Consider the following 25,168-nt stretch of genomic DNA (forward strand, 5'->3'; position numbering starts at 1 on the left):
CGGCGGAGCGATCGCAGGGCGGCGCACCGCCCGTCCTCACCCGCCCACCGACGCCCACGTCTCCAGCAGCCCCAGGCGCCACAGGGCCGCACCGACCGCCACCGTCGTGCCGACCGCGACGGCCGCGAGCACGGCGTCACCCGCCTCGAGGCGGGCCGGCCGGTGCACCGTCCGCGGGCCGCTCCCGACGCCGCGCGTCTCCAGCGTCACGGCCATCTGCTGCGCCTGCCGCAGCGTCACCACGAGCAGCGTGAACGCCGCACGGACCAGCAGGTCCGGTGAGGTGGGCAGGGCGCCCGCCCGGGTCGGGCGCGGACCGGGCAGCCGCGCCGCCTGCGCCTGCCGCACCGCGACCCACCGGACGGGGAGCTGCTCGAGGACGCGGTGCGCGGCGAGCAGCGCGGCGGCCCCCCGGGCCCCGAGCCGAGCGTGCCGGTGCAGGCTCGTGACGAGCCGTACCGGGTCGAGCGACGCCGCCACGACGACCGCGAGCGTGCCGACCAGCACCGTCCGCAGCGCCAGACCGGTGCCCACGAGCACACCCACGTCGGTCACGGTGAGACCCGCGACCCGGGCCACCGGCGTGCCCGGCCGCGTCACGAGGTTCACGGCGAGCACCGACACCGCGAACGGCCCGAACGACGCGAGCCCGCGCCCCAGGGTGGACCACGGCACCGCCGCGGCGCGGGCCGCCGCAACGGCCAGCACGAGCAGGGTGAGCGGGGTCCAGGGGTCGACCGGCACGAGCAGGAGCAGCGAGACCACGAGCAGGGTCGCGAGCACGACGGTCGGGTCGCGACGTGCGAGCGTCGGCCGGCGCGCGGGCGGGGGCGCCTGCGCGTCCGGCGGCGTGCCCACGGGAGCCGCGGTCACGGCGCGACCCCGGCCGTCACGCCCGCCCGCGCCGTCGCGGCGGCGACCCCGGCGAGCACCCGCGCCGCACCACGGCCGTCGTCCACCGCGGCGCGCACCGCCGGCGGCAGGGGAAGGCCGGCGCGGTCGAGGACGCCCGAGCGCAGGACCGCCTCGACGGGCCCGTGGGCGAGCGCGCGCCCGTCGCGCAGCACCAGCACGTCGTCGGCGACCTCCGCGACCAGGCGGACGTCGTGCGTCACCAGCACCACCCCCTGCCCTCGTCCGCCAGCGCGCGCAGCGCCACGGCGCAGGAGCGCCACGTCGCCCGGTCCTGGCCGAAGGTCGGCTCGTCGGCGAGCACGACCTCGTGGTCGCACACCGTCACCGACGCGAGCGCGAGCCGGCGCTGCTGCCCGCCGGACAGCCGGAACGGATCGGCTCCGGCGAGTGCGGCGAGGTCGTAGCGCTCCAGGGCGGCGTCCGCGCGGGCCTCGGCGTCCCGCGCGCCCGCCCGCCGCGGGCCCCACGCGACCTCGTCCCGGACGGTCCGCGTGAGCAGCTGCTGCTCGGGCCGCTGCAGCACGAGGGCCGCACGGCCGCCGCGGACGACCCCTCGGCGGGCAGCAGCCCCGCGAGCGCGAGCAGCAGCGAGCTCTTGCCGGACCCGTTGAGCCCGACGACGGCGGTGACGCGGCCGGAGCGGACGGCGAGGGACACGCCGTCCAGCACCCGACGTCCGCCGCGGTGCACGACGAGGCCCCGCGCCTCGAGGAGGACCCGACCCTCGGGCCGGCGCGCGGGCGTGGGGGCGGCCTCGACGTCGGCGAGCCGGCGCGCGCCGGCCGCCGCGAGCTCCGCGGCCCACGGCAGCCAGGTCCCGAGCCCGGCGAGGTGCGCGCCGGCGTCCCCGAGGACCTCGGCCGTCGGGCCGTCGGCGACGACGTGGCCGCGGGCGCCGAGCACGACCACCCGCTCGGGCAGCCCGCCCGCGCCCCCCGGACCGGCCCCGTCGTGCTCGTCCAGCCGGTGCTCGACGAGCAGCGTGGTCGGGTCCGGACCGCCGGCGGCTCGCAGCGCGCGGGCCACCCCGGCGGCACCCGCCGGGTCGAGCAGGGCCGTCGGCTCGTCGAGCAGCAGCACCCGGGGACGGGCGGCGAGCACGGCGGCCAGCGCGACCCGCTGCCCCTCACCGCCGGAGAGCGTGGCGGTCCGCCGGCCGGCGAGGTGGGCGGCCCCGACGGCCCGCAGCGCGTCCGCCACGCGCGCGTCGATCTCCGCGGCCGGCACGCCCCGGTGCTCCAGGCCGGACGCGACCTCGTCCGTCACGGTCGGCAGGCACAGCTGCGCCCACGGGTCCTGCGTGAGGGTGCCGACGTCCCGGGCGAGGTGCGCGGTCGCGGTGGTGGGGACGGAGGGCCGCCCCGGCCCCGACGGTGCCAGGACGCGTCGGCCGGCGACGTGCACGCGGCCCCACGTGTGCGCGTCGACCTGCTGCGGCACGACCCCCGCGAGCGTGCGCAGGAGCGTGCTCTTCCCGGAGCCCGAGGCGCCCAGCACGAGGACGTGCTCGCCGGCCCGCACCGTCAGGTCGGTGCCGGCGAGCACGTCCTCGTCGGCGTGCGGCCAGCGCACGCGCAGCCCGCCCACCTCGATCACGCGGGCGCCCCGTCGCCGGCGGCGCCCGCCGCGGGGACGGGCGCGCCGGCGTCGCGCGCGACCCGGGCCCGCCACGCGCGGCCCAGGGCCGTCTCGTCGAGCACACCCGTGCGCACGAGCGCGTCCCCGAGCACGCGCGCCAGCAGCCCGCACAGGACGACGCCGCTGACGAGCTGCAGCGCGACCCGCAGCGCGAACAGGTCCTGCAGGTGCCACCCGGACCGCACCATGCCGAGCAGGGTGCTCGCGACGGCCGCCGTCACGCCGCTCAGCACGAACACCCACCACCCGTAGCGCCGGTACCGGGTCAAGGTGAACGCCAGCTCGGCGCCCGCACCCTGCACGAGACCGACGACGAGCAGCATCGGCCCCACGGGCGACGCCAGGAACGCCACCTCGACGAGCGCGGCCGCGAGCTCGACCACCACCCCGACCCCCGGCTTGCGCACGATGTACAGCGCGAGCGGGGCGACGACCATCCAGCCGCCGACGAGCACGTGCTGGGCGAGGTCGCCGAACGGTCCCATCGCCAGCTGCAGGGCGCCCCAGGCCTGCACGAGCGCCCAGTAGAGGAACCCGAAGACGGCCGCGAGGACGGTCAGCAGCACGAGCTCGGACAGCGTGAGCCCGCGGCGGGCCCGGACGTCGACGACCGGCGCGTCCACGTCGGCGGGCGCGGCGTCCTGCGCGCTCACCGGGTCACCGCCACGTGCGCCGGGGCGGCGGACGGCGAGCCCACCGAGACGGTCACGTGCGTCACCACGTGCCGCACGTGCTCACCCGTGCGGGCCCACGCGAGCGCCACGGCGCCCAGCACGTCCGCGAGGTCCCCGTCCAGCCGGGTGACGTAGTGCTCGGGCGTCACGCGCACCCGCGTGCCCGCCTCCTCGACGGCCGCGAGCACCGCGTCCAGGTGCCCGTCGACGCCGAGCGGGTACAGCGCCCAGTGCGCGCTCGCGGGCAGGCCGACCGGTGCGGGCAGCGGCAGGTCGACCGGGGCGAGCACGACGTCGTCGCCGAGGTCGCACGCGACCTCGCCGGGGCAGCCGCGGGACAGGTGGACGTGCGCCACCACGTGCCCGCCGGCGCGCGCGACGGCGGTCACGAGCGCGACGACGGTGCGCAGCACGTCCGGCTCGGGTCCGCGCACGAGCGTCGAGACGTCGTCGGTCACCACGTCGACGCCCGTGCGGTCGAGCGCGTCCAGCGCCGCGAGGAGCACGGGCGCGAAGTCGTCGCGGTGCGGGTGCACGGACACGCGCGCGCCGACGCCGAGCGCGGCGGCGCGCGTCCGCCGGTCGTCGTGCGCGGCGGGGGCGCTGCTCGCGGTGCCGGTGCCGGTGTCGGCCGCGGCGTCGGTGGCGGCGTCGGGGGTGGTGGTCGGGGTCACGGGTCCTCCCGGGGTCGGGCCCCCGGGGAGGACGCAACCGGGCAGGAGGAGGTGGCGAGCCCCGCCGGCACGCGGACGCGCCCGCCCGTCGTGCACCCGTGCGGGCGCGCGACGGGAGGAGGCGCGCCGCGGGTCGCCGCGACACGAGCCCTGCTCCCTACGCTGGTGCTGACCAGATCAGGTTCCACGGGTCAGCCGGTGGGACGACGGGCGTCCGGCCGGCACTCTCAGCGCTCCTGCGCTCCCCGGGGGCGTGTGGCGCCGACCCTAGCGCGCCCCGCGACGCCGTGACCAGGGTGCCCGGGACGGCGGGCGGGGGCGTCCCGTGCCCGCCGGCCGCACCTCGCCCGCAGCGTCAGGACGTCAGCGGCGTGAGGACGGCGATGCGCCAGGCGTCGCCGTCCTGGACGAGCTGGTACATGAACCGCTCCGTCCGCTCGTCCCCGTAGCGCCATGTGACGTCGGCCCACACGCTGTGCCCGGTCTCGGCCACGACGCGCACCTCGGACGTGACGTCGTCGACCCCGTCGTCCTGCTCCCACGCGCTGGCGAAGAACGCCTCCGTCTGCGAGCGGTCCGCGACCGCCAGCGACTGCGCCGGGAACGCGATGAGCGCCGGCACGGCGTACAGACCCGCCACCGCCGCCGTGTCGCGGGCGAGCAGCCCGCGGCGGTACTCGTCGAAGAACTGGTCCACCTCGGCGCGCTCCGTCATGCCGTCCACGCTACGGAGCGGCCCGCGCCGCGGCGCGCCGGGAGCCGGTACGGGCGACGCGTCTCAGCCGAGCCAGCCCCGCCCGCGGCGCGCCCGCTCGATCGCCACGAGGCCGTCCCGCTCGGCGGCGTCGGCCGCGACCTGCGCCAGGGCGTGCAGCCGCCCGTAGGTGAACGCGTTCTCCCCGTCGAGGTGGGCCTGCATCGCGACCCTGCGCAGCGACGCCTGGCGGACCCGCGCGTCGTGCTGGTCCCCGAGCGCCGCCTGCACCGCCTTCGCCCGGCGCGCCGAGCGCCGGGCCGGGGCGCCGACGGCAGATGCCGCGACCTCGGCCGCGTACCGGGCACGGCGGGCGTCCTTGCGGGCGGCGTGCAGCGCCTCGTCCCGTCGGGGACCGGGCGGCACCGCGGTCGCCCGCTCCACGGCCGCGTCGAAGCGGCGCCACGCCTTGCGTGCCCGTCGGGGGAGCAGCCGCTCGGCCGGTTCGTCGGCGCGCGGCCCCGGCGGCAGGTCCTCCGCCAGGGAGGCGAGCGCTGCGAGCAGGCGCCGGTGCTCGCCGGAGGCCAGGTGGGCGTGCAGGCGCTCGAGCGCGTCGGTGCGCGCGGTCCGCCGGTCGTCGTCGACGCGACGGCGGACCGGCCCCACGACCAGCTCGGCCGGCTCCGCGTCGAGCAGGTCCAGCAGCGCCGCGCGCTCGACGTCCGGGTCGCGCACGTCCCCCAGCAGCCGCCCGAGCGTGCGCAGCTGCGCCCGCAGCGGCGCGACGTGCTCGCGGTCGAGCACCGGGCGGAACACGCCCAGCGCGGCGCGCAGGCGCCGGGTCGCCACCCGGGCGTCGTGCACGGCCTCGTCGTCGCCGTCCTGGAGCCCGGGCCCGGCGGCGACCAGGGCCGCGACGCCCGCGGCGACGGCGGCGCGCACGTGCTCGCGCGCGGTGCCGTCGCGGGGTTCGACGGGGGCGTGCGCGAGCTCGGGCGCGCTCACTCCCCGGCCTCGTCGCCCGCTGCACCGTGCCCCGCGGGGACGCGCTCCTCCGGCCGCACCGGCCCGGGCGGCGTCCCGTCGCCGAACGGCCGACCGCCGAGCGCCTCGCGCCCGTGCGGCGTCAACCAGCCGGCCAGGAGCGGACCGCGCGGCACGACGCCCGACGGGTTGATGTCCCGGTGCACCTCGTAGTAGTGCTGCTTGACGTGGACGAAGTCCACGGTGTCGCCGAAGCCGGGGGTCTGGAACAGGTCGCGCGCGTAGGCCCACAGCACCGGCATCTCCGTGAGCTTGGACCGGTTGCACTTGAAGTGGCCGTGGTAGACGGCGTCGAACCGCACGAGGGTCGTGAACAGCCGCACGTCGGCCTCGGTGATGGTGTCGCCGACGAGGTACCGGCGGTCCGCGAGGCGCTCGCTCAGCCAGTCCAGGCCCGCGAACAGGCGCTCGTAGGCCCGCTCGTACGAGCGCTGCGAGCCGGCGAAACCGCACCGGTACACGCCGTTGTTGACCTCGGTGTAGACGCGCTGCGCCACCTCGTCGATCTCGTCCCGCAGCGCGTCCGGGTACAGGTCCGGCGCCCCGGCGCGGTGGTACGCCGTCCACTCGGTCTCCAGGTCGAGCGTCATCTGCGCGAAGTCGTTCGTCACGACCATCCCCGACGGCACGTCGACGATCGCCGGGACGGTGATGCCGCGGGGGTACTCCGGGTCCCGGCGCAGGTAGGCGTCGCGGATGCGGGGGATGCCCAGCACCGGGTCGACGCCGCCCGGGTCGAGGTCGAAGGTCCAGGACCGCTCGTCGTGCGTCGGGCCGCAGACGCCCATCGAGAGCGCGTCCTCCAGGCCCAGCAGGCGCCGCACGATCACGGCCCGGCTGGCCCACGGGCACGCCCGGGACACCACGAGCCGGTACCGCCCGGGCTCGACGGGCCACCCGTCGCGCCCGTCCGCGGTGATCCGGGTGGTGATGTACCGGGTGTCGCGGTCGTAGTCCGCGCCGGGCGTGACGTACACGCCCGGCCGGTCGTGCGCGGCCGTGCCCGGCACGTCGGTGCCGGCCGAGGGGCGGAGGTCGTCGCGTCGTCCACCCGCCGATCATGCCCCGCGTCCGCCGCGCCCGCAGGAGGGCCGTGACCAGCGGGCCTGCGGTCGCAGGCGGCGCCGCCTACAGTGGCTGGGCGTCGGCCCGACGCCGGCCGCGGCCGGTGGCCGTGCGAGCAGCGGCACCGCCGCCCGACGACACGGGAGGGGACTGCGTGCAGCCGGTCCGACCCCAGCCGACCGACCACCCCCGCACCACCCGACGCGCCCGGCGCCTGTGCGTCGCCGCGCTCGCGGGCTCGCTCGCGCTCCTCGCGGCGTGCACGGACGGGACGCCGGACGGGTCGGGACGGACGGACGCCGCGACGTCGTCGCCGTCCCCGACGCCCACGGCCGCGACGCTGCAGGCGTCCCCGCCCCCCGCGACCGTGACCGACGACGACGCGGCCGTCGCGGCCGTGCAGACGTCGGCCGCGCTGTTCGCGTCCGCGCCGGTCGTCGTGCTCGCCGACGTCGCGGACGTGCCGGGTCAGCTGACGGCCGCCACGGCGGCCGTCGCCGTCGGCGCGCCCGTGCTGCTCACCGGCGCCGGTGCGGACGTCGCGGCGGAGGTCGAGCGGCTCGAGCCGCGGGCCGCGCTGGTCGTGGGCGCGGCCGATCCCGCCGTCCTGCCCGACGACGTCGACGCCGTCCCGCTGCCCGCCGGCGCGGACGCCGACGCCCTCGCGGACGTCACCGGGCGCCCCGTGGGCGCCGACACGCCCGTCGCCGCCGGCGGGGAGGCCGCCGCCGTGCGGGCGCTCGCCCCGGGTGACGTGGCGGTGCTGCGACCGCAGGCGGCCGACGGAGCGGCGGCCGACGGGGCTGCGACCAGCGGGACGCCGGCGGACGGCGGGTCCGGCGACACGGCCACGCCCGCGCCGAGCGGGTCCGCGACCACGTCCGCACCGGCCGGTCGGGACGACGCCGACGAGGACGGGCCGGCCCGGCTGCCCGCCACCGCGTCCCCGGCGACCGGCCCGGTCGTCCTCGGCCTCGTCGCCGGCCCGCAGCCGCTCGCGGCGCTCGCGACCCTGCGCGCCGCGGGCGCCGGCGTCCTCGACGTGCCCGGGGCGGACCCCCGGGCGACGGCGGCGTCCGTCGACCAGGTCGCCCAGGTGAAGCCGGCCGCCGTCGTCGCGCTGGGCGCGGCGTTCGGGCCCGCGGACCACCTGGCGCAGCGCGTCGCGACGGCGGCCACGGGTGTGCAGCTGCCGGGCGGCGGCCAGCTCGTGTTCCCCGCGGCGCAGGGGCAGCCGGGCAAGAGGTACGTGGCGCTGTACGGGACGCCCGGCTCCTCGGCGCTGGGCGTGCTGGGCGAGCAGGACGTGCCCGCCACGCTCGCCCGGGCGGAGCAGCACGCGGCGCCGTACCGGGCGCTGACGACCGACACGGTGGTGCCGATGGTCGAGATCATCGCGACGATCGCGTCCGCGGGGGCCGGTGACGACGGCGACTACTCCGCCGAGCGGCCCGTGGAGGACCTGCGTCCGCTGGTCGAGGCCGCGGGCGCGGCGGGCACGTACGTCGTCCTGGACCTGCAGCCCGGCAGGACAGACTTCGTCACGCAGGCCCAGCGCTACGCCGACCTGCTCGCGATGCCGCACGTCGGCCTCGCGCTCGACCCGGAGTGGCGGCTCGCACCCGACCAGGTGCACCTGCGCCAGATCGGCTCGGTGAGCGCCGACGAGGTCAACGCGACCGCGGCGTGGCTCGCGCAGTTCACGCGCGATCGCGACCTGCCGCAGAAGATGTTCGTGCTGCACCAGTTCCAGCTGCGCATGATCGGCGACCGGGAGCGGCTGGACACGTCGCACGACGAGCTCGCGACCGTCATCCACGTCGACGGCCAGGGCACCCAGCCGGCGAAGGCCGGGACGTGGGCGACGCTGCGCGCGGGCGCGCCGCCCGTGCACTGGGGCTGGAAGAACTTCTACGACGAGGACCAGCCGATGCTCGACCCGGTCCAGACGTACCAGGTGCAGCCCGTCCCGGACCTCGTGACCTACCAGTGACCCGGCGGCGCGCCCGCGTGCGCGGGCGGCGCCCTCGTGCCTAGCGTGGCGGGCATGACGGTCCCCACGCGCACGCTCCTCGACGGCCTCGAGCTGCCGGTCATCGGCTTCGGCACCTACCCGCTCAAGGGGCACGACGGGGTGGAGGCGGTCCGGTCCGCGATCGACGTCGGCTACCGGCTCATCGACACGGCGTACAACTACGAGAACGAGGGGTCGGTCGGCGAGGCGGTGCGCCGCAGCGGCGTGCCGCGGGACGAGCTCGTCCTGTCCTCGAAGCTGCCCGGCCGCTACCACCGGCACGACGACGCGGTGCGCGCCGTGCACGAGTCGCTCTTCCGTGCGCGCCTCGACCACTGGGACCTCTACCTCATCCACTGGCCCAACCCGAAGCAGGGGCTGTTCGTCGAGGCGTTCGCGACCCTGCTCGAGCTGCAGCAGGCCGGGCTGATCCGCTCCGTCGGGGTGTCGAACTTCCTGCCCGAGCACCTGCACGCCCTGCTCGACGCGACGGGCCGCGTGCCCAGCGTGAACCAGGTGGAGCTGCACCCGTACTTCGTGCAGCGCGAGCAGCGCGCGGCCGACGAGACGCTCGGCGTCGTCACGGAGGCCTGGAGCCCGCTGGGCCGCGGCTCGGACGTGCTCGAGGACCCCACGGTCGTCGAGATCGCGCGGGCGCACGGCGTCGGACCGGGCGAGGTGATCCTGCGCTGGGTGACGCAGCTCGGCGCGGTGCCGCTGCCGAAGGCGGCCGACCCCGAGCGGCAGCGCCGCAACCTCGGGGTGCTGTCGTTCACGCTCTCCGACGACGAGGTCGGCGCGATCACCGCCCTCGACCGGCCGGACGGGCGCCTGCAGGACCAGGACCCGGCGGAGTACGAGGAGTTCTGAGACCCGTCCGCCGTCGTCCGTCGCCCGGGAGGGATCCGCGGGTGCCACGATGACGCGGCGCGCGCGAGCGTGCCCCCGACCGGAGGAGTACCGATGACCGCACCCGTCCGCATCGGCGTCCAGCTGCAGCCGCAGCACGCCGACTACGCCCAGATCCGCGACGCCGTCCTGCGCGCCGAGGACCTCGGGGTCGACGTGATCTTCAACTGGGACTAGTTGCTGACCCAGAGTGGGTATAAGACTGCAGACGCTCGCGCCTCCCAATACACCGGCCGATTGAGGGCAGAGGCGCACGCGAACGCCTGCGCGGCTAGCGCAGCGCAGCGCAGCGACATATGGGAAGGAAGGCGCGTGGCGAACGACCCAACACCATGGCCAGAGCTCGAAGACGCGTTCAGCGGAGTCCTCATCAAAGTCCTTGCCGTCGAAGATGATCGACGTGCCTTCTTGGGTCGATACCTGAATGGGAACGTTGCACGGTTTCAATACGAGGATGAGGTCGAATTCGAGCGCGGTGACGTCATCGTGGCCAACGATCAGGCATGGAGGCTTGCTCCTTCAAAGTCGTGGCCCGACGACACGCGCATCGGGATCGTTAGGCGGATCACGAAGGACGCGGTAGTCGTCGACGGGCCGACCGGTCTCCAAATGCTCGATGGGCAGGTGGATCCGAACCTCCAAGTCGGAAACACGGTCCAATACGACGATTACAGTGGCATTCGGCAGGTGGTCTCATCAACGCCGTTGAGGCCGCGCGAGAACGACCTGGACGAGTCCCTCGCGGAATACCGCGCGAGCGTCGGGACGGGCGGAGAGTCCGGATTCCACTCGTTCGGGGGCTATAAGGACGTCATCGCCCGCGCTCGTGAACTGATCGAGACGCAACTTGAACGCCGTGAGGACTTAGATTCGATCGGCGCCCAACCGGTTCGTGGCGTCATCTTCACCGGCCCTCCCGGAACCGGAAAGACCCACCTCGCACGCGCGATTGCTGCGGAAGCTTCAGCGGAGTTCTACGTAGTCAGCGGCCCCGCGGTGGTCAGCAAGTGGGTGGGCGACAGTGAGCAGACGCTCAGGAGACTCTTTGAAGCAGCATCGAAGGATGATCGAGCGATTATATTCTTCGACGAGATCGACAGCATTGCCGCCAAGCGGAGCAGTGACTCGCAGGGCGACGCTAAGCGGCTCGTAGCACAGTTGCTAACGCTGCTGGACGGGTTCACGGAGACCGGCAACATCATCGTCATCGCCGCGACAAACCGTATCGAAGATGTCGATGAAGCTCTCCTTCGGCCAGGGCGGTTCGATTGGGAAATCGAATTCGGTCTGCCCAGCCGAGACGATCGCTTACAGATACTCCGCGTCCGGTCGGCTTCGCTATCGACCGAACAGGATCTCCCCTTGAACGAGTTGGCATCGATGACAGAAGGGTGGTCTGGGGCCGAATTGTCCGCTATCTGGACCGAGGCCGCTCTTGCGGCAGCGAAGGATCGGCGCCGTGCCATCTCGGCGGAGGATCTCGCTCTAGCATTTGAGCGCGTTGCTACCCGCCCGGAGCGCGTTCGATCCGGGGGAACTTCGTGAACATTCGTCAGTGGCCGTCGAGGTTCAGGAGGTGGCGCTTCGAGCGCCAGCGCTCGAAGCGTCTCAAGAGCGCGGCTGGGTCCCAGGCAGAGACCCCACCTTTGCGAGAGTTCGTCTACCTCGATGCGGTGAGTCTCCAGAGTCTTCTCGTGTCGCAAGCGATGACTATCCCCGAGTCGGTGATGCTTGCCGCGGGGCGCGGTAGCGAGGCGGAGATCTCGAGTTCCCTCTCGGCGGACGCTCTGGTAGGTAGTGGCGAAGTCGCCGCGCGCTATCAGACTATGAGTTCTAGCAGCCAAGAAGTATCACGCCGCGCGTTGATCCAGAGCTCATTCAAGGAGTTTCGAGAACTGCCGCTCGAGTTCAAATTGTCGGAGTTTGACAAGCGAACGGCCGGTGGCTTCAGCATGCTCTCCGAGTTTGGGGTGAAGGCTGACGGACTTCGTCGAGGCGAGTTGGTTGAGATCGAGGTCATCTTAGAGGTCGACCCGGTCTACAAACTCGCCGCGATGGTGTCGGAATACTCCGAGATGGCGAACGCGTACCCGCAGATGTTCGAAGGCGGAGTCTTGGGATTCCTTCGAGGCTCGCAGCCGATCATCAAGGTGCTACAGCGCTTTCTCGCTGGCTTGATTCCGATTCGAGCAACGGCCGCGAGTATCGTGGTGATCGAACATGAGGGTCAGGAGTACGTGGCCGAGTCCGGCTCCGCTGGCCCTGATGTGCGCGAGCGACCGTTGCGGATCGTGGGGGTCACGGAGCAGCAGAACTACTGGAAGGACGTGCGGCGAGTCCTCTTCTCGGACTCGCGCGTGAGGGTCCTCGGTCGTATTGCGCGCGATGGTCTACACGATTCGTGGACTCCGGTAAAGCTCGCCGACTTGTTCAGCGATGTCTCGCCCGACTTGGTTGACAATATCAATGCTATTGAGGCTCCGAGTGCAACTTCGACCACGAGCGGAGGATTCGACGGCAGCGGTCCAATGGTTGAGGCACTGCGCATGTACAAGGATCACCTTGTTGCCAATGTTCCCGGAGCACTCTGGCCGAGTGGAAGCGAGTTCGTTCTCTCGCTGCTTGGGGCAGGAGTCGAGACGGCAGCTCAGCAGAGGCAGGCGTTCGATGAGGTGCGAAGCATCACCTTGGCGAGCGCCGGCAGCGCCTCCATCTCGCCTGAGGACGATCTAGCCGCCCGTACTATGGCGCGCGCTGCTGCTGGAGTCAGCCTGTTCCCTAGCGCTTCCACGGGTCCGTCCGCGACCACCACCAGCGCAGAAGGCAACGGAACGCGCGGCGACCATGGGCGCTTCCTTGATATCGAGATCGTGGCGATCTACTGGTAGTAATCGGCAACGCTCCGTACCGGGGGCATGTCGGCCGCCGTTGGCTCGGCTCGCGCCACCCCGTAGAGCGGCTGCGGTGTGGCATCACATTGAGCACAATGAATTGGCCGGCAAGAGTTCCCACTATTCGCCTCCCACGTCCTCCCGCTGTATGAACGTCAACAGGCGATGAGTGTGCAGTGACGGTGCTGCGTTACGGGTCAGGTCCAACGAAGGAGGAGGTCAAGTGGAAGATCGAGTCAAGATCGCAGTGCAGTTGCAGCCGCAGCACGCGGACTACAGTCAGATTCGGGATGCATTGCGAAGGGCTGAGGATGTCGGTGTTGATATTTGTATGAATTGGGACCACTTCTTCCCCCTCAGCGGGGACCCGACGGCAAGCACTTCGAGTGCTGGACGATGCTCGGCGCGTGGGCGGAGCAGACGAGCCGCGTCGAGATCGGCGCGCTCGTCACGTGCAACTCGTACCGCAACCCGGACCTGCTCGCCGACATGGCGCGCACGGTCGACCACATCAGCGGGGGTCGCCTGATCCTGGGCATCGGCGCGGGGTGGTTCGAGCGCGACTACACCGAGTACGGGTACGAGTTCGGCACGGCGGGCGCGCGCATCGCCGACCTGGCCGAGGCGATGCCGCGCATCAAGGCCCGCTGGGCGGCGATGAACCCGACGCCGACGCGGGACATCCCCGTTATGATCGGCGGCGGCGGGGAGCGCAAGACGCTGCGGGTCGTCGCCGAGCACGCCGACGTCTGGCACTCGTTCGGCGACGCGGAGACGCTGCGGCGCAAGAGCGCCGTCCTCGACGAGCACGGCCGGGACGTCGGGCGGGACACGGCGTCCCTGGTCACCCGCTCGATCGGCGTCGACGGGTCGGACCCCGAGGACGTCGCCGACGAGCTGCTCGCGGCGGGCGTGCGCCTGTTCACGTGCAGCGCCGGCGGACCGGACTACGACCTGGGCCGCGCCGAGAGGTGGGTGCGCTGGCGCGACGCGCTGTGACGCGGTGGGCGCGGCGCGCCGAGGCGGACGCGCCGGGTCGCGCATAGGCTCGGGGCCGATGGACGACCCGCGGACCCCAGCACCGCAGGCCGAGGCACCCGCGGCCCCGACGCCCTGGTGGCGGCGGCCCCTGCGCCTCCGGTGGCCGCGCGCGTCGACGCTGGTGCTCGCGGTGCTCGCCGTCGTGGCGTCCGTCGTGTTCGGGGTCACGACCGCGTCCGTGCAGGCGTCCCTCGGGCCCCACCTGGCCCGCTACGACGTCACGACGGACGCGACGGTCACGATCGACCTCGGCCCGCTCGGCACGCTGCAGATCGACTCGCCGCTGCCGCTCACGCTCGGCGCACGCGCCACCGTGCAGGAGATCCCCGCCCAGTTCACGGAGGTGGACGAGGCGACGACGCTGCAGGCGCTCGGGGACGACCTGACGTCGTACCTGCAGTTCTTCGCCGGACCGGAGGCGGCGGTGCGCGACGTCGTGGTCGCGCTCGTCGCCGACGCCGCAGCCCGGTCCCTCCTCGCGCTCGTCGTCCTCGTCGTGGTGTGGTGGACCGGCCGCCTGCTCCTGGGCGCCGCCCGGCGTGCCGAGCTCGCGGCCCGGCTGGGCCCGTACCGGCGCCCCGCCGTCGCGGCGGGTCTCGCGGTCGTCACCGGGGCGACGGTCCTGACGTCGAGCGTCGCACCGCCCGACCGGCCGTCCGTGCGCACGGTGGCCTCCGCGGTCTTCGAGGGGACACCGCTCGCGGGTGCGCGCGTGACCGGACGTCTCGGCGGCGTGATCGACACGTACGGCGGGTACGCGGTCGACGCGTGGCGCCGCAACGAGGAGTTCTACGCCACCGCGGACGAGGCGCTCGCGGTCGCGTGGGCGGACCGGCAGGAGCAGGACGCCCGTGCGGCCGAGGACGCGGCACCGACGCCCGGTGCGTCGCCCGACGACCCCGCGGCCGACCCCGCCGCCGACCCCACGGCGGGCGGCGCTACCGACCCTGCCGCCGACCCCGTGGCCGACCCCGTGGCCGACGCCGGTGCCGGCGCCGCGGGGCAGGACGCCCCGCAGGAGGGAGCGACCGACGGCGCGGGGGTCCCGGGCGCGACGGCGACCGCCACCGCCACGGCGGCCGGAGCCCGCCCCTCGGACGCCGCGACGCAGGACGAGGTCGAGCCGGTGGTGCTGCTGGTGGTCTCGGACCTGCACTGCAACGTGGGCATGGCGCCGCTGGTCGGCACCCTGGCGCGCCTCGCGGACGTGGACGCGGTGCTCGACGCCGGCGACACGACGATGAACGGCACGTCGGTCGAGCAGTACTGCGTGACGTCCTTCGCGCGGGCCGTGCCCGCGGGCGTGCCGCTCGTGACGTCGCCGGGCAACCACGACTCGGCCGACACCTCGCGCCGGTACGCGCGCGCCGGGGCGACGGTCCTCGACGGCTCCGTCGTCGACGTGGCGGGGGTGCGGGTGCTGGGCGACCGCGACGTGAACGAGACCCGGGTGGGCGGCGGTACGACGTCCGCCGTGGACGAGACGCCCGGCGAGGCGTCACGTCGGCTCGCGGAGGTCGCCTGCGACGCCCGGGACGTCGACCTGCTGCTCATCCACACGCCGACCGTGGGGGACGACGCCCTCGAGGACGGGTGCGTGCCGGCGCAGGTCTCGGGGCACTACCACCGGCGCGTGGGCCCGGAGCAGGTCGGCCGGGGCGTGCGCTTCATCAGCTCGAGCACGGCGGGTGCGACGCTCGGCGAGCCGACCGTCGGGCCGCTGCGCGGTGCCGCGGAGATGACGCTCCTGCGGTTCGACCCGCGCGAGCGGCGCTTCCTCGACGTGCAGGTGGTGCAGGTGTCGCCGGACGCGACCGTCCGTGTCCTCGACCGCCAGCCGTGGCCCGAGCCGGCGCCCGAGCCCGGGTCGGGCGACGACCCCGAGCGGGAGGACGGGCCCGAGCAGGAGGACGGGGCGCAGGACGGGCTCGACCAGGAGGGCGGGTCGCAGGCGGTGGACCCCGCCGGCGGCGACCCGGGCACGGCGACGGGCACCGGTACGGGGGGCTCCGCCGGCACCGGGTGATCCCGGCGCCGGGGCGTACGAGGCGCGGGCAGGGTCTTGCGCTCGCGGCCGGGAGATGTTCGCCTGGTCCTGCGTCGGCGTCCGCAGGGGCGGTGCGCCGACGCCCGGGGGAGGAACGCGTGCGCCTGCCGTCCGTCGTCGTGCTGACCGTGCCGCTCGTCGCGGCGCTGCTGGTCGCGTCCGGGGCGCCCGCCGTCGCCGCGCCCGGCGAGGACGTGCTGCGCGCGGGGGAGACGCTCGCCGCGGGCGAGGGCCTGCGCGCGCCGGGTGGTGCGCACACCCTCGTGCTCGCGGCCGACGGCTCGCTGGGGCTGCACGGCCTGGGCGGCGAGGTCCGCTGGTCGTCGGGGCGCGGCGTGCCCGGCTCGACGCTGCGCACGAGCGAGGCCGGTGACGTCGAGGTGGTGGCACCCGACGGGACGGTCGTGTGGCGGGCGGGCGCGAGCGCGCCGGGCGGCACGCTGCGGCTGCGCGACGACGGCGCCCTCGTGCTCGAGGACGCCGCGGGTGCCGTCGCGTGGGAGAGCGGCACGGCGCAGCAGCCGGCCACCCGCTCCGGCCCCGTGCGCCTGGAGGCGGGCGACGTCCTGTCCTCGCCCGACGGCCTGCACAACCTCTTCGTCCTGCCCGACGTCGGCGTGCAGCTCATGGGTCCCGACGGCACCGTCCGCTGGACGCCCGGCACGGACGGCGCTGCCGTGGACGGGCGCCCGGCCACCGACGGCGCGGCGGCCGCGGACGGCCCGCGCGGCACGGACGGCGCCGACCCGGCGCCCTCGGGTCCGGCGGCCCCGGCGGTCGCCCTCGAGCTGCGGCGCGACGGCAACCTCGTCGCGGTCGACGAGGACGGCCGGTGGCTGTGGCGCAGCCGCACCGCGGGCCAGGGCGGGACGACCCTCTCGCTGCAGGACGACGGGAACCTCGTGCTGCTCGACGCCGGCGGTGCGCCGGTGTGGTCGTCGCGGACGCCGATCGGTCCCTCGGAGCTGGGACCGGGCGGCGAGCTGCGCGCCGGCGCGTCGCTGGGGTCGCCGTCCGGCCACCTGCGGGTCGAGGTGCTCCGGGGCGCCCTCGTCGTGTCGTACGACGGCGAGCCGGTCTGGACGTCCGGGACGACGACGGGAACGGCCGTGCGCCTGCAGCCGGACGGCGACCTCGTGCTCGTCGACGCGGCGGGCGCTGCGGTCTGGAGCACCGCGACCGCCGGCCGTGCCGGTGCGCGGCTGGTGCTCGAGGAGGCCGCCGCGGTGCTGCTGGGGCCGGTCGGCGAGGTGCTGTGGCAGGTGGCGGTGCCGGCCGAGGCCGTCGCGAGCGAGGCGCAGCCGGCCGACTGCGACCTCGTCGACGGGCCGGTCGCGCAGGCGGACACCGTGGTGACGCGCACCGGGTTCCGGGTGCACCCATGCCTCGCGGAGTCCGTCGACGCGCTCGTCGAGGCGGCACGCGCGGACGGCGTCGAGCTGCGGGGCGGCGGCTGGCGCAGCCCCGAGCAGCAGGTGGCGCTGCGGCGGGCGCACTGCGGGCCCACGGACTGGCACGTGTACGAGGCGCCCGCCTCGTCCTGCTCGCCGAGCACCGCCCGGCCGGGCTCGTCCCGGCACGAGCGGGGCCTGGCGATCGACTTCACGTCGGGCGGGCGGACCCTGGGCACCGGCTCCGCGGCCTACGCGTGGCTCACGGAGCACGCGGAGGACTACGGGCTGCGCAACCTGCCCGGCGAGCCGTGGCACTGGAGCGTCGACGGACGCTGACCCGCCTACCCTGGTCACCGTGACACCGGAGAGCCCTGCCCCGCTGACGGCCGTCGGCCAGGACTACCTCAAGGTGATCTGGGGTGCGCAGGAGTGGTCCGACGCCCCCGTGACGACCAAGCTCCTCGCCGGCCGGCTCGGCGTGGGCCCGTCCACCGTGTCGGAGACCGTGCGCCGCCTCGCCGACGCGGGCCTCGTGACGCACCGCCCGTACGGCGCCGTCGAGCTCACGGAGGTCGGCCGCGCGCACGCCGTGGCGATGGTCCGCCGGCACCGCCTGCTCGAGACGTACCTCGTCGAGAAGCTCGGCTACGCCTGGGACGAGGTCCACGACGAGGCGGAGGTGCTCGAGCACGCGGTGAGCGACCGGTTCGTCGAGCGCGTCGCCGAGCTGCTGGGTCATCCCGACCGCGACCCGCACGGCGACCCGATCCCGGGCCCCGACGGGTCGGTGCACCTGCCGGACGCACGGGTCATGTGGGAGGTCGAGCCGGGCGACTACGTGGTGGCGCGGATCTCCGACGCGGACCCCGAGCTGCTGCGCTACCTCGACGACGTCGGCCTCGTCCTGGACGCACACGTGCGGCTCGAGGAACGGCGGGCCGTCACGGGCGTGGTCAGCGTGGAGATCGGTGCCGACGCGACGGGCTCGGCGCGGGTGGAGCTGGGCGAGGTCGCCGCCAGCGCGATCTGGCTCGCGGAGCCCCTGCCGGCGTAGGCCCGGACGGGCGCTCCCGGTTGTCGGCGCGCCCGCGCGGAGCGGTAAGGTCGGCGGGTGCTGGCGAGCACGTTCCTCCTTCGACGCCGCGGCGAGACCCCTTAGGCCGGTCCCTCGCCGCGGTGCGCGTGGTGCCGGCTGACCCCCGACGAGACCCGCGGTGAAGGACGACCATGAGCCAGGCCCCCCAGACCACCCCCGACGACGTCCCCTTCCGGTACACCGCCGCGCTCGCGGAGCAGATCGAGCTCCGCTGGCAGGACGAGTGGGAGCGTCGCGGCACCTTCCACACGCCGAACCCCTCCGGCCCGCTGACCGACGGCGACGGCAACCACGCGGACCCGTCCGCGCGTCCGTTCTACGTGATGGACATGTTCCCGTACCCCTCGGGCGCGGGACTGCACGTCGGCCACCCGCTGGGGTACATCGCCACGGACGTCGTGGGCCGCTACCGGCGCATGTGCGGCGACAACGTCCTGCACGCGCTGGCGTTCGACGCGTTCGGCCTGCCGGCGGAGCAGTACGCGGTGCAGACGGGGCAGCACCCGCGCACGACGACCGAGGCGAACATCGCGATCATGCAGCGCCAGCTGCGCCGCCTGGGGCTGGCGCACGACCCGCGCCGCTCGTTCGCCACGATCGACCCCGACTACGTGCGCTGGACGCAGTGGATCTTCCTGCAGATCTACGGCGCCTGGTACGACGAGGACGCGGTCCGCCCGGACGGGGGCCGCGGCCGCGCGCGCCCGGTGTCCGAGCTGGTCGAGGAGTACGCGTCCGGCGCCCGCCCGCTGCCCTCCGACGTCGAGGGCGTGACCCCCGGCGCCACGTGGGCGGACCTCGACGAGGCCACGCGCCGGCGCGTCATCGACGCCCGCCGCCTGGCGTACCTGTCGCAGACGCCCGTCAACTGGGCGCCGGGCCTGGGCACGGTCCTGGCGAACGAGGAGGTCACCGCGGACGGCCGCTCCGAGCGCGGCAACTTCCCGGTGTTCCAGCGCAACCTGCGCCAGTGGAACATGCGGATCACGGCGTACGCCGACCGTCTGACGGACGACCTGGACCGCATCGACTGGCCCGAGAAGGTCAAGTCGATGCAGCGGCACTGGATCGGTCGCTCGACGGGTGCGCGTGTGCGGTTCGCCGTGCAGGGCGGCGGTGAGGTCGAGGTCTTCACCACGCGTCCCGACACGCTGTTCGGTGCGACGTTCATGGTGGTCGCCCCCGAGCACCCGCTGCTGGACGAGGTGCCCGCGGCCTGGCCCGACGGCACGCGCGACGCCTGGACCGGCGGCCACGGCTCGCCCGCCGACGCGGTCGCGTCCTACCGGGCCGAGTCCGCGGCCAAGACCGCGGTCGAGCGCCAGCAGGACGCGGGCCGCAAGACGGGCGTCTTCACGGGCCACCTCGCGGTGAACCCGGTGAACGGTGCGCTGCTGCCCGTGTTCACCGCCGACTACGTCCTCATGGGCTACGGCACCGGCGCGATCATGGCCGTCCCCGGCGGGGACGAGCGCGACTTCGCCTTCGCGCAGGCCTTCGAGCTGCCGGTCGTGCACACGGTCGACGCCCCGGAGGGCACCCCGAGGGCGCGCGGACCGGTGACGGCGTCGTGATCAACTCCGCCAACGACGAGATCGACCTGAACGGGCTGCACGTCGCCGAGGCCAAGGAGCGCGTCGTGGCCTGGCTCGCCGAGCGCGGGGTGGGGGAGGGGACGGTCACGTACCGCCTGCGCGACTGGCTGTTCAGCCGCCAGCGCTACTGGGGCGAGCCGTTCCCGATCGTCTACGACGAGGACGACAACCCGGTCGCGCTGCCGGAGTCGGCGCTGCCGGTCGAGCTGCCCGACGTCCCGGACTTCTCCCCGCGCACGTACGACCCCGACGACGCGGACTCCGAGCCGGAGCCGCCGCTGGGCCGCAACGAGGACTGGCTGTACGTCGAGCTCGACCTGGGTGACGGCCCGAAGCGGTACCGCCGCGACGCCAACACCATGCCGAACTGGGCGGGCTCGTGCTGGTACCACCTGCGCTACCTGGACCCTCGGGCCGACGACGCGGTCGTCGACCCCGAGCTGGAGCAGTACTGGCTGGGCCCCGGTCACGGGCACCAGGACGCGGGCTCCGTGGGCGGCGTCGACCTGTACGTCGGCGGCGTCGAGCACGCCGTGCTGCACCTGCTCTACGCGCGGTTCTGGCACAAGGTGCTCTACGACCTGGGCCACGTGCGCAGCGCCGAGCCGTTCCACAAGCTCTTCAACCAGGGCTACATCCAGGCGTACGCGTACACCGACGACCGCGGCGTGCACGTGCCGGCGGCCGAGGTCGTCGAGGACGAGTCGTCCCCGACCGGCTTCAGCTACCAGGGCGAGCCCGCGCACCGCGAGTACGGGAAGATCGGCAAGTCGCTGAAGAACGTCGTCTCGCCCGACGAGATGTACGAGGCGTACGGCGCCGACACCCTGCGGGTCTACGAGATGTCGATGGGTCCGCTGGACCTGTCGCGACCGTGGGAGACGCGGGCCGTCGTGGGCGCGCAGCGCTTCCTGCAGCGCCTGTGGCGCAACGTCGTGGACGAGCAGACCGGCGAGCTCGTGGTGTCGGACGACGCGCCGACGACCGAGACGCTGCGCCTGCTGCACCGCACCGTCGCGGACGTGCGGGAGGACATGGAGGCGATGCGGATCAACACCGCCATCGCGAAGCTGATCGTCCTCAACAACCACCTGACGACGCTCGAGCGCGCACCCCGCGCGGCCGTCGAGGCCCTGGTCGTCATGGTGGCGCCCGTCGCGCCGCACATCGCGGACGAGCTGTGGTCGCGGCTCGGCCACGAGCGGTCGGTCGTGCACGCGCGCTTCCCCGAGGCCGACCCCGCGTACCTGGTCGAGGACACGGTCACGTGCGTCCTGCAGGTGGCGGGCAAGGTGCGCGGCCGGGCCGAGGTCGCGCCGTCGGCGAGCGACGACGAGCTGCGCGCGATCGCGCTGGCCGACCCCGGCGTGCTGCGCGCGCTCGACGGTCGCGACGTGCGCACGGTGATCGTCCGTGCGCCGAAGCTCGTCAACGTGGTGCCCGCCTGACCGGGCGCGCAGCACCGCACCCGCGCCGGGTCGCGGTGGTGACGGACTCGACGGCGGCCCTGCCGCCCGCCCTCGCGGCGGCGGCGGGGCTGACCGTCGTGCCGCTCGACGTCACGATCGACGGGGTGCGCCACGTCGAGGGCGTGGACGTGACGCCCGCGCAGCTGCTGCACGCGCTCGAGCGGGGCGCGCGCGTCACGACGTCCCAGCCCCCGCCCTCGGCGTTCGCGGCGGCGTACGAGCGCGCCGCCGCCGCCGGCGCGCGGGAGATCGTCTCCGTGCACCTGTCCGGCGAGATGTCGGGCACCGTGCGCTCGGCGCGCACGGCGGCGACCGTGAGCCCGGTGCCGGTGCGCGTCGTGGACTCGGGGACCGTCGCGCTGGGCCTCGGGTTCGCCGCCCTCGCGGCCGCACGGTGCGCGGCGACGCCCGTCGCACCCGCCGCGGTGGATCCCGAGCGGCAGCGCCGCCGGCGGCCGGCACCGACCCTCGGGCGCCGTCGGGTGCTGCCACCCGCGTGGCCGGACGTGGACCGTGTCGCGGAGGTCGCCGCGGCCACCGCGGCGAGCACCCGGACGTGGTTCCTCGTGGAGTCGCTCGAGCACCTGCGACGCGGTGGCCGGCTCAGCGCGCCGGCGGCGGCGCTCGGCACCGTGCTCGGGCTGCGTCCGCTGCTGGCCGTGCAGGACGGCCGCGTCGTCGTGGCCGACAAGGTGCGCACGCGGCGCGCGGCGCGGGAGCGCCTCGAGCAGGTCGCCGCGGCCGAGGTCGGGGCACGGGGGGCGGTGCGCCTCGGCGTCCACCACGCGGGTGACCCCGCGGCGGCCGAGGCCCTGGCCCAGCGGCTCACGGGGCACGCCGAGACGGTCGAGGCCGTCGTCGCGGACGCGGGGGCGGTGCTCGGCGCGCACGCCGGACCGGGGCTGCTCGCGGTCGTCGTCGCCGACGCCTGAGGTGGCCGCACCGGCGCCGCCCGCCCACAGCCCGGCGCTCCGGCGGCGCCGTCCACGCGGGGCCGGGTGGTCGGCGGACCGGGCGGCGTCGTCGCCCTAGCGTCCCCGCGTGCTCTCCCGCGACCGTCCCGCCCCGCCGTCGCGCACCGGCTCTCGGTGCTCGCCGCGGGCGCCTCCCCGCCCCCGCCGGGTCCGAGCGCGACCTGGCCGGATGGTCGTCCGCGCTGAGCCGGGCCGCGCAGGACGCCGCGGCGACCGGGGTCGCGTCCACCGACGAGGGTGCCCGGTGGGACGACCTCGTCCACGGCACGGCGACCACCGGCACGGCGACCACAGGCACCGCGTCCGCCGGCGGCGCGTCCACCGACGAGGACGACACGTGGAACGCCGGGGACCGGGTCCCTCCCGCGGGCGCCGTGGTGTCCTGGGGCCTCGCTCCGCTCCGGACCACCACCGTGGGCGGGAGCACCACCGGACGGCGGACGTCGTCCGGAGGTGGCGACGCCGGCGCGGGGTCGGCGTCCGCGGCCGGCGGATGGGTGCCCCGCCCCGCGGTCGCGCCGCTCGCCGCGGGGGCCGCGCGTCCGGACGCGCCGGTCCGGACCGTGCGTGCGCTCGCGGACGTCGCGGCGGGCGCGGCGGCGGCGGGCGAGCGTGACGCACGCGGGTACGACGAGCGGGAGGGCGAGGGTCACCGCGACCGTCGTCGCGACCGCGACCGCGACCGCGACCGCGACCCCGTCCGGTTCCGGTGGGCCGTCACCCCCCGCGCCGCCGCGGTCGCGGGCCTCGCGGTGGCGCTGCTGGCCGGTGGCGTGGCGCTGCGTGCGTCGACCGCGCCACGGACCGATGCCGTCGAGGTGCTGCGACCGACGGCGTCGTCGACGAGCCCGGACGCGGTCGGCACTCCCACGGCACCGGCGGCACCGGGTGCCGGCACGGCCGTCGTGCACGTGGTCGGGGCGGTCGGCGCGCCGGGTCTCGTCACGCTGCCCGCGGACGCCCGCGTCGCGGACGCGGTGGCGGCCGCCGGCGGCGGCACCGACGGCGCGGACCTCGCGGCGCTGAACCTGGCGCGCGTCGTCGTGGACGGCGAACAGCTGCACGTGCCGCGCCAGGGCGAGGCACCCGCGCCAGCCGGCGCCGAGGGCGTCGCGCCGCCGGCAGCACCGTCTGCCGACGCCCGCGTCGACCTCAACACGGCGGACGCCGCGGCGCTCGACGCGCTGCCCGGCGTCGGGCCGGTGCTCGCCCAGCGGATCCTCGAGCGGCGTGCCCGGGGACCGTTCACCTCGGTGGACGAGCTCGACGACGTGAGCGGCATCGGGCCCGCCGTGCTCGAGCGGCTGCGTCCCCTGGTGCGGGTGTGAGCGGCGCGCGCCCCGCGCGTGCGCGGTCGGGCCCGGGACGGGCGGCGCGCACTGCGACATCCCGCGCGCCGGCCCCGACGCCCGTGCCGCGCGTGCCGGCCGCCACGCGCGTGCCTCGCGTGCCGGACCTGCCGCTCGTACCGCGCGCGCCTGTGCCGGGCAGGCGCCGGCAGGCCGCCGCGGACCCGGCCCCGCCGGACGCTCCGCGCACCGACCTGCGGCTGCTGCCGTCGGCCCTCGCCGCGTGGGCCGCGGCCGCGTGGGTCGTGCTCGCTCCGGGCCCCGCCACGGTCGCCGTCGGCGCCGTCGCCGTACCGCTCGCCGTGGCGCTGCTCCTCGGGCCGCGCCGCGCACGCCGGGCGCGGACCACGCCCGCGGTCCTGCTCGCCACCGCCGTGGCCGCGTCCGTCCTCGTCGCCGGCGGCCTGCAGGAGGCCGCGTCCCGGCCCGCCGGGCTGGTGGCCGCGGCACGGGCGGGGACCGCGGTCGAGGTCGTCGGACGGGTGGCGGAACCGCCGCGGGTCCGCAGCGGGGGAGCGGGGCCGACGCGCACGCACGTCCCGGTCGTCGCGGCGGAGGTGCGCGAGGCGGCGACGGGCCGTCTGATCGCCGCGGACGTGCCTCTCGTGCTGCTCGTGGAGGCAGAGCCGGACCACGCCGGGCCGGCGGGCGGCGACCTCCCGCCGCTCGGCACGCGGCTGGTCGCGCAGGGCCGCGCGCGGCCGGGGCAGCCCGGCGACCGGGCGGCCGCCACCGTCGCGCTCGTGCGGCCGCCGACCGTCTCGAGCCGACCCGGCCCGTGGTCCGCCTGGTCGGCCGCGGCGCGAGGCCGTGCGACGGCGCTCGCCGCCGCGCTGCCCGGCGACGCCGGTGCCCTGCTGCCGGGGGTGACCGTGGGCGACACGGCCACGGTGCCCGACGACCTGGCGCAGGCGATGCGTGCGGCCGGCCTCAGCCACCTGACCGCCGTGTCCGGCGCGCACTTCGCGCTCGTCGGAGCGCTCGTGCTCGGCGTGGCGGGCGCGGTCCGCGCGCCCGTGCCCGTCCGCGCGCTGCTCGTCGCCGGTGCCGGCGCGGCGCTCGTGCTCGTGGTGGGCCCCGCCCCGAGCGTCGTGCGCGCCGCGGCCATGGGTGCCGTCGGGCTGCTGGCCCTGCTCGCCGGCCGCCGGTCCGTCGGGCCCGCGGCGCTGTGCACGGCGGTCGTGGTCCTGCTGGTGCACGACCCCTGGCTCGCCCTCGCCCCGGGCTTCGCGCTCTCCGTGGCGGCCACCGCGGGCCTGGTCGCCGTGGGCCCGCGTCTGGTGGCCCGGTGGTCACCCTGGTGCAGGCGGACCGGTGCCGCGGCCCTGGCCGCACCCGTCGCCGCACAGCTCGGCTGCCTGCCGGTGGTCCTCGCGCTGTGGCCGACGCTCGGGGTCTGGTCGGTGCCCGCGAACCTCGTCGCGGCGCCCGTGGTCGCGCCCGCGACGGTGCTCGGTCTGGCGGCTGTGCTCGTCGCGCCCTGGTGGCCCGCGGGGCGGAGGGGCTCGCGGCGGTGGCGGGGGCCGCCTGCTGGTGGATCGGTACGGTCGCGCGCACCGGCGCGGCGCTGCCGGCGGCGACGGTGCCCTGGCTGCCGGGTCCCCTGGGTGTGGTGGCCGCGGTGCTGACCGCCACCGCGGCGGCCGTCCTGCTCGTCCGGCGCGGCGCACGTCGTTGACGTCACC

The 25,168-nt window shown here is 75.6% G+C and carries 18 protein-coding genes, 5 pseudogenes and 1 riboswitch; of the genes and pseudogenes, 13 read left to right on the forward strand and 10 right to left on the reverse strand.

Annotated elements, in window-relative coordinates; genetic code table 11:
* Positions 1 to 36: 36 nt before the first annotated feature.
* The 10 genes and pseudogenes from GC089_RS06745 to GC089_RS06775 form a co-directional block, all read right to left on the reverse strand.
* Positions 37 to 873, reverse strand: a complete 837-nt coding sequence (locus GC089_RS06745) for an energy-coupling factor transporter transmembrane protein EcfT (protein WP_155376978.1) — start codon at positions 871 to 873, stop codon at positions 37 to 39.
* Positions 870 to 1,115, reverse strand: coding sequence for a hypothetical protein (locus tag GC089_RS18965; protein WP_230685119.1), 246 nt, complete (start codon positions 1,113 to 1,115; stop codon positions 870 to 872). The genes GC089_RS06745 and GC089_RS18965 overlap by 4 nt, the downstream gene beginning before the upstream one ends.
* A complete protein-coding gene (locus tag GC089_RS19615; protein WP_255449046.1) occupies positions 1,112 to 1,240 on the reverse strand; it encodes a hypothetical protein in 129 nt (42 codons plus the stop codon). Before GC089_RS19615 ends, GC089_RS18965 begins: the two co-directional genes overlap by 4 nt.
* A gap of 15 nt (positions 1,241 to 1,255) precedes the next feature.
* Positions 1,256 to 1,438 (reverse strand): annotated as a pseudogene (locus GC089_RS19980) (ABC transporter ATP-binding protein); the annotation flags it as partial.
* An 80-nt stretch (positions 1,439 to 1,518) separates the two neighbouring features.
* A pseudogene (locus GC089_RS06750) lies at positions 1,519 to 2,586 on the reverse strand (ATP-binding cassette domain-containing protein); the annotation flags it as partial.
* Positions 2,508 to 3,206, reverse strand: coding sequence for an ECF transporter S component (locus GC089_RS06755; protein WP_230685120.1), 699 nt, complete (start codon positions 3,204 to 3,206; stop codon positions 2,508 to 2,510). The pseudogene GC089_RS06750 and the gene GC089_RS06755, both read right to left, overlap by 79 nt.
* A complete protein-coding gene (locus GC089_RS06760) occupies positions 3,203 to 3,901 on the reverse strand; it encodes a YkoF family thiamine/hydroxymethylpyrimidine-binding protein (RefSeq protein WP_155376979.1) in 699 nt (232 codons plus the stop codon). Before GC089_RS06760 ends, GC089_RS06755 begins: the two co-directional genes overlap by 4 nt.
* Positions 3,902 to 4,036: 135 nt before the next feature.
* Positions 4,037 to 4,159: riboswitch (TPP riboswitch) on the reverse strand.
* A gap of 97 nt (positions 4,160 to 4,256) precedes the next feature.
* The gene (locus GC089_RS06765; protein ID WP_196250848.1) at positions 4,257 to 4,616 is read right to left on the reverse strand and encodes a hypothetical protein; all 360 of its coding nucleotides are present in this window, start codon (positions 4,614 to 4,616) and stop codon (positions 4,257 to 4,259) included.
* 63 nt (positions 4,617 to 4,679) lie between these two features.
* Positions 4,680 to 5,600: a CHAD domain-containing protein gene (locus GC089_RS06770; RefSeq protein WP_196250849.1), complete on the reverse strand. Its 921-nt coding sequence runs from the start codon at positions 5,598 to 5,600 to the stop codon at positions 4,680 to 4,682.
* Positions 5,597 to 6,616 carry a glutathione S-transferase family protein gene (locus tag GC089_RS06775; RefSeq protein WP_155378997.1) on the reverse strand — a complete coding sequence of 340 codons (1,020 nt, stop codon included), beginning with the start codon at positions 6,614 to 6,616 and terminating at the stop codon, positions 5,597 to 5,599. The genes GC089_RS06770 and GC089_RS06775 overlap by 4 nt, the downstream gene beginning before the upstream one ends.
* 242 nt (positions 6,617 to 6,858) lie before the next feature.
* Between GC089_RS06775 and GC089_RS06780 the strand changes: the two genes are divergently transcribed.
* The 13 genes and pseudogenes from GC089_RS06780 to GC089_RS06840 all read left to right on the forward strand — a co-directional run bounded on the left by GC089_RS06780 (position 6,859) and on the right by GC089_RS06840 (position 25,111).
* Positions 6,859 to 8,697 (forward strand): hypothetical protein, encoded by a 1,839-nt coding sequence (locus GC089_RS06780; RefSeq protein ID WP_155376981.1) that lies wholly within the window; start codon positions 6,859 to 6,861, stop codon positions 8,695 to 8,697.
* Between the two features lie 54 nt (positions 8,698 to 8,751).
* The gene (locus GC089_RS06785) at positions 8,752 to 9,588 is read left to right on the forward strand and encodes an aldo/keto reductase (protein ID WP_155376982.1); all 837 of its coding nucleotides are present in this window, start codon (positions 8,752 to 8,754) and stop codon (positions 9,586 to 9,588) included.
* A gap of 93 nt (positions 9,589 to 9,681) precedes the next feature.
* Positions 9,682 to 9,801, forward strand: a pseudogene (locus tag GC089_RS06790) (LLM class F420-dependent oxidoreductase); the annotation flags it as partial.
* A 138-nt stretch (positions 9,802 to 9,939) separates the two neighbouring features.
* Positions 9,940 to 11,172: a 26S protease regulatory subunit gene (locus GC089_RS06795; RefSeq protein ID WP_155376983.1), complete on the forward strand. Its 1,233-nt coding sequence runs from the start codon at positions 9,940 to 9,942 to the stop codon at positions 11,170 to 11,172.
* Positions 11,173 to 11,321: 149 nt separating this feature from the next.
* Complete coding sequence (locus GC089_RS06800; protein WP_155376984.1) at positions 11,322 to 12,515, forward strand: hypothetical protein; 1,194 nt, start codon at positions 11,322 to 11,324, stop codon at positions 12,513 to 12,515.
* 226 nt (positions 12,516 to 12,741) lie between these two features.
* Positions 12,742 to 13,517, forward strand: a pseudogene (locus GC089_RS06805) (LLM class F420-dependent oxidoreductase).
* 58 nt (positions 13,518 to 13,575) lie between these two features.
* Positions 13,576 to 15,585, forward strand: coding sequence for a metallophosphoesterase (locus tag GC089_RS06810; protein ID WP_155376985.1), 2,010 nt, complete (start codon positions 13,576 to 13,578; stop codon positions 15,583 to 15,585).
* A gap of 119 nt (positions 15,586 to 15,704) precedes the next feature.
* The gene (locus GC089_RS06815; RefSeq protein WP_155376986.1) at positions 15,705 to 17,336 is read left to right on the forward strand and encodes a D-alanyl-D-alanine carboxypeptidase family protein; all 1,632 of its coding nucleotides are present in this window, start codon (positions 15,705 to 15,707) and stop codon (positions 17,334 to 17,336) included.
* A gap of 19 nt (positions 17,337 to 17,355) precedes the next feature.
* The gene (locus tag GC089_RS06820) at positions 17,356 to 18,054 is read left to right on the forward strand and encodes a metal-dependent transcriptional regulator (RefSeq protein WP_155376987.1); all 699 of its coding nucleotides are present in this window, start codon (positions 17,356 to 17,358) and stop codon (positions 18,052 to 18,054) included.
* Between the two features lie 173 nt (positions 18,055 to 18,227).
* Positions 18,228 to 21,139 (forward strand): annotated as a pseudogene (leuS, locus tag GC089_RS06825) (leucine--tRNA ligase).
* A 38-nt stretch (positions 21,140 to 21,177) separates the two neighbouring features.
* Complete coding sequence (locus GC089_RS06830) at positions 21,178 to 22,092, forward strand: DegV family protein (RefSeq protein WP_230685122.1); 915 nt, start codon at positions 21,178 to 21,180, stop codon at positions 22,090 to 22,092.
* A gap of 605 nt (positions 22,093 to 22,697) precedes the next feature.
* A complete protein-coding gene (locus GC089_RS06835; RefSeq protein ID WP_155376988.1) occupies positions 22,698 to 23,462 on the forward strand; it encodes a helix-hairpin-helix domain-containing protein in 765 nt (254 codons plus the stop codon).
* A gap of 152 nt (positions 23,463 to 23,614) precedes the next feature.
* Positions 23,615 to 25,111: a ComEC/Rec2 family competence protein gene (locus GC089_RS06840; protein ID WP_155376989.1), complete on the forward strand. Its 1,497-nt coding sequence runs from the start codon at positions 23,615 to 23,617 to the stop codon at positions 25,109 to 25,111.
* Positions 25,112 to 25,168: the final 57 nt, after the last annotated feature.

Source organism: Cellulomonas sp. JZ18, assembly GCF_009720485.1.
Lineage (GTDB): Bacteria > Actinomycetota > Actinomycetes > Actinomycetales > Cellulomonadaceae > Cellulomonas.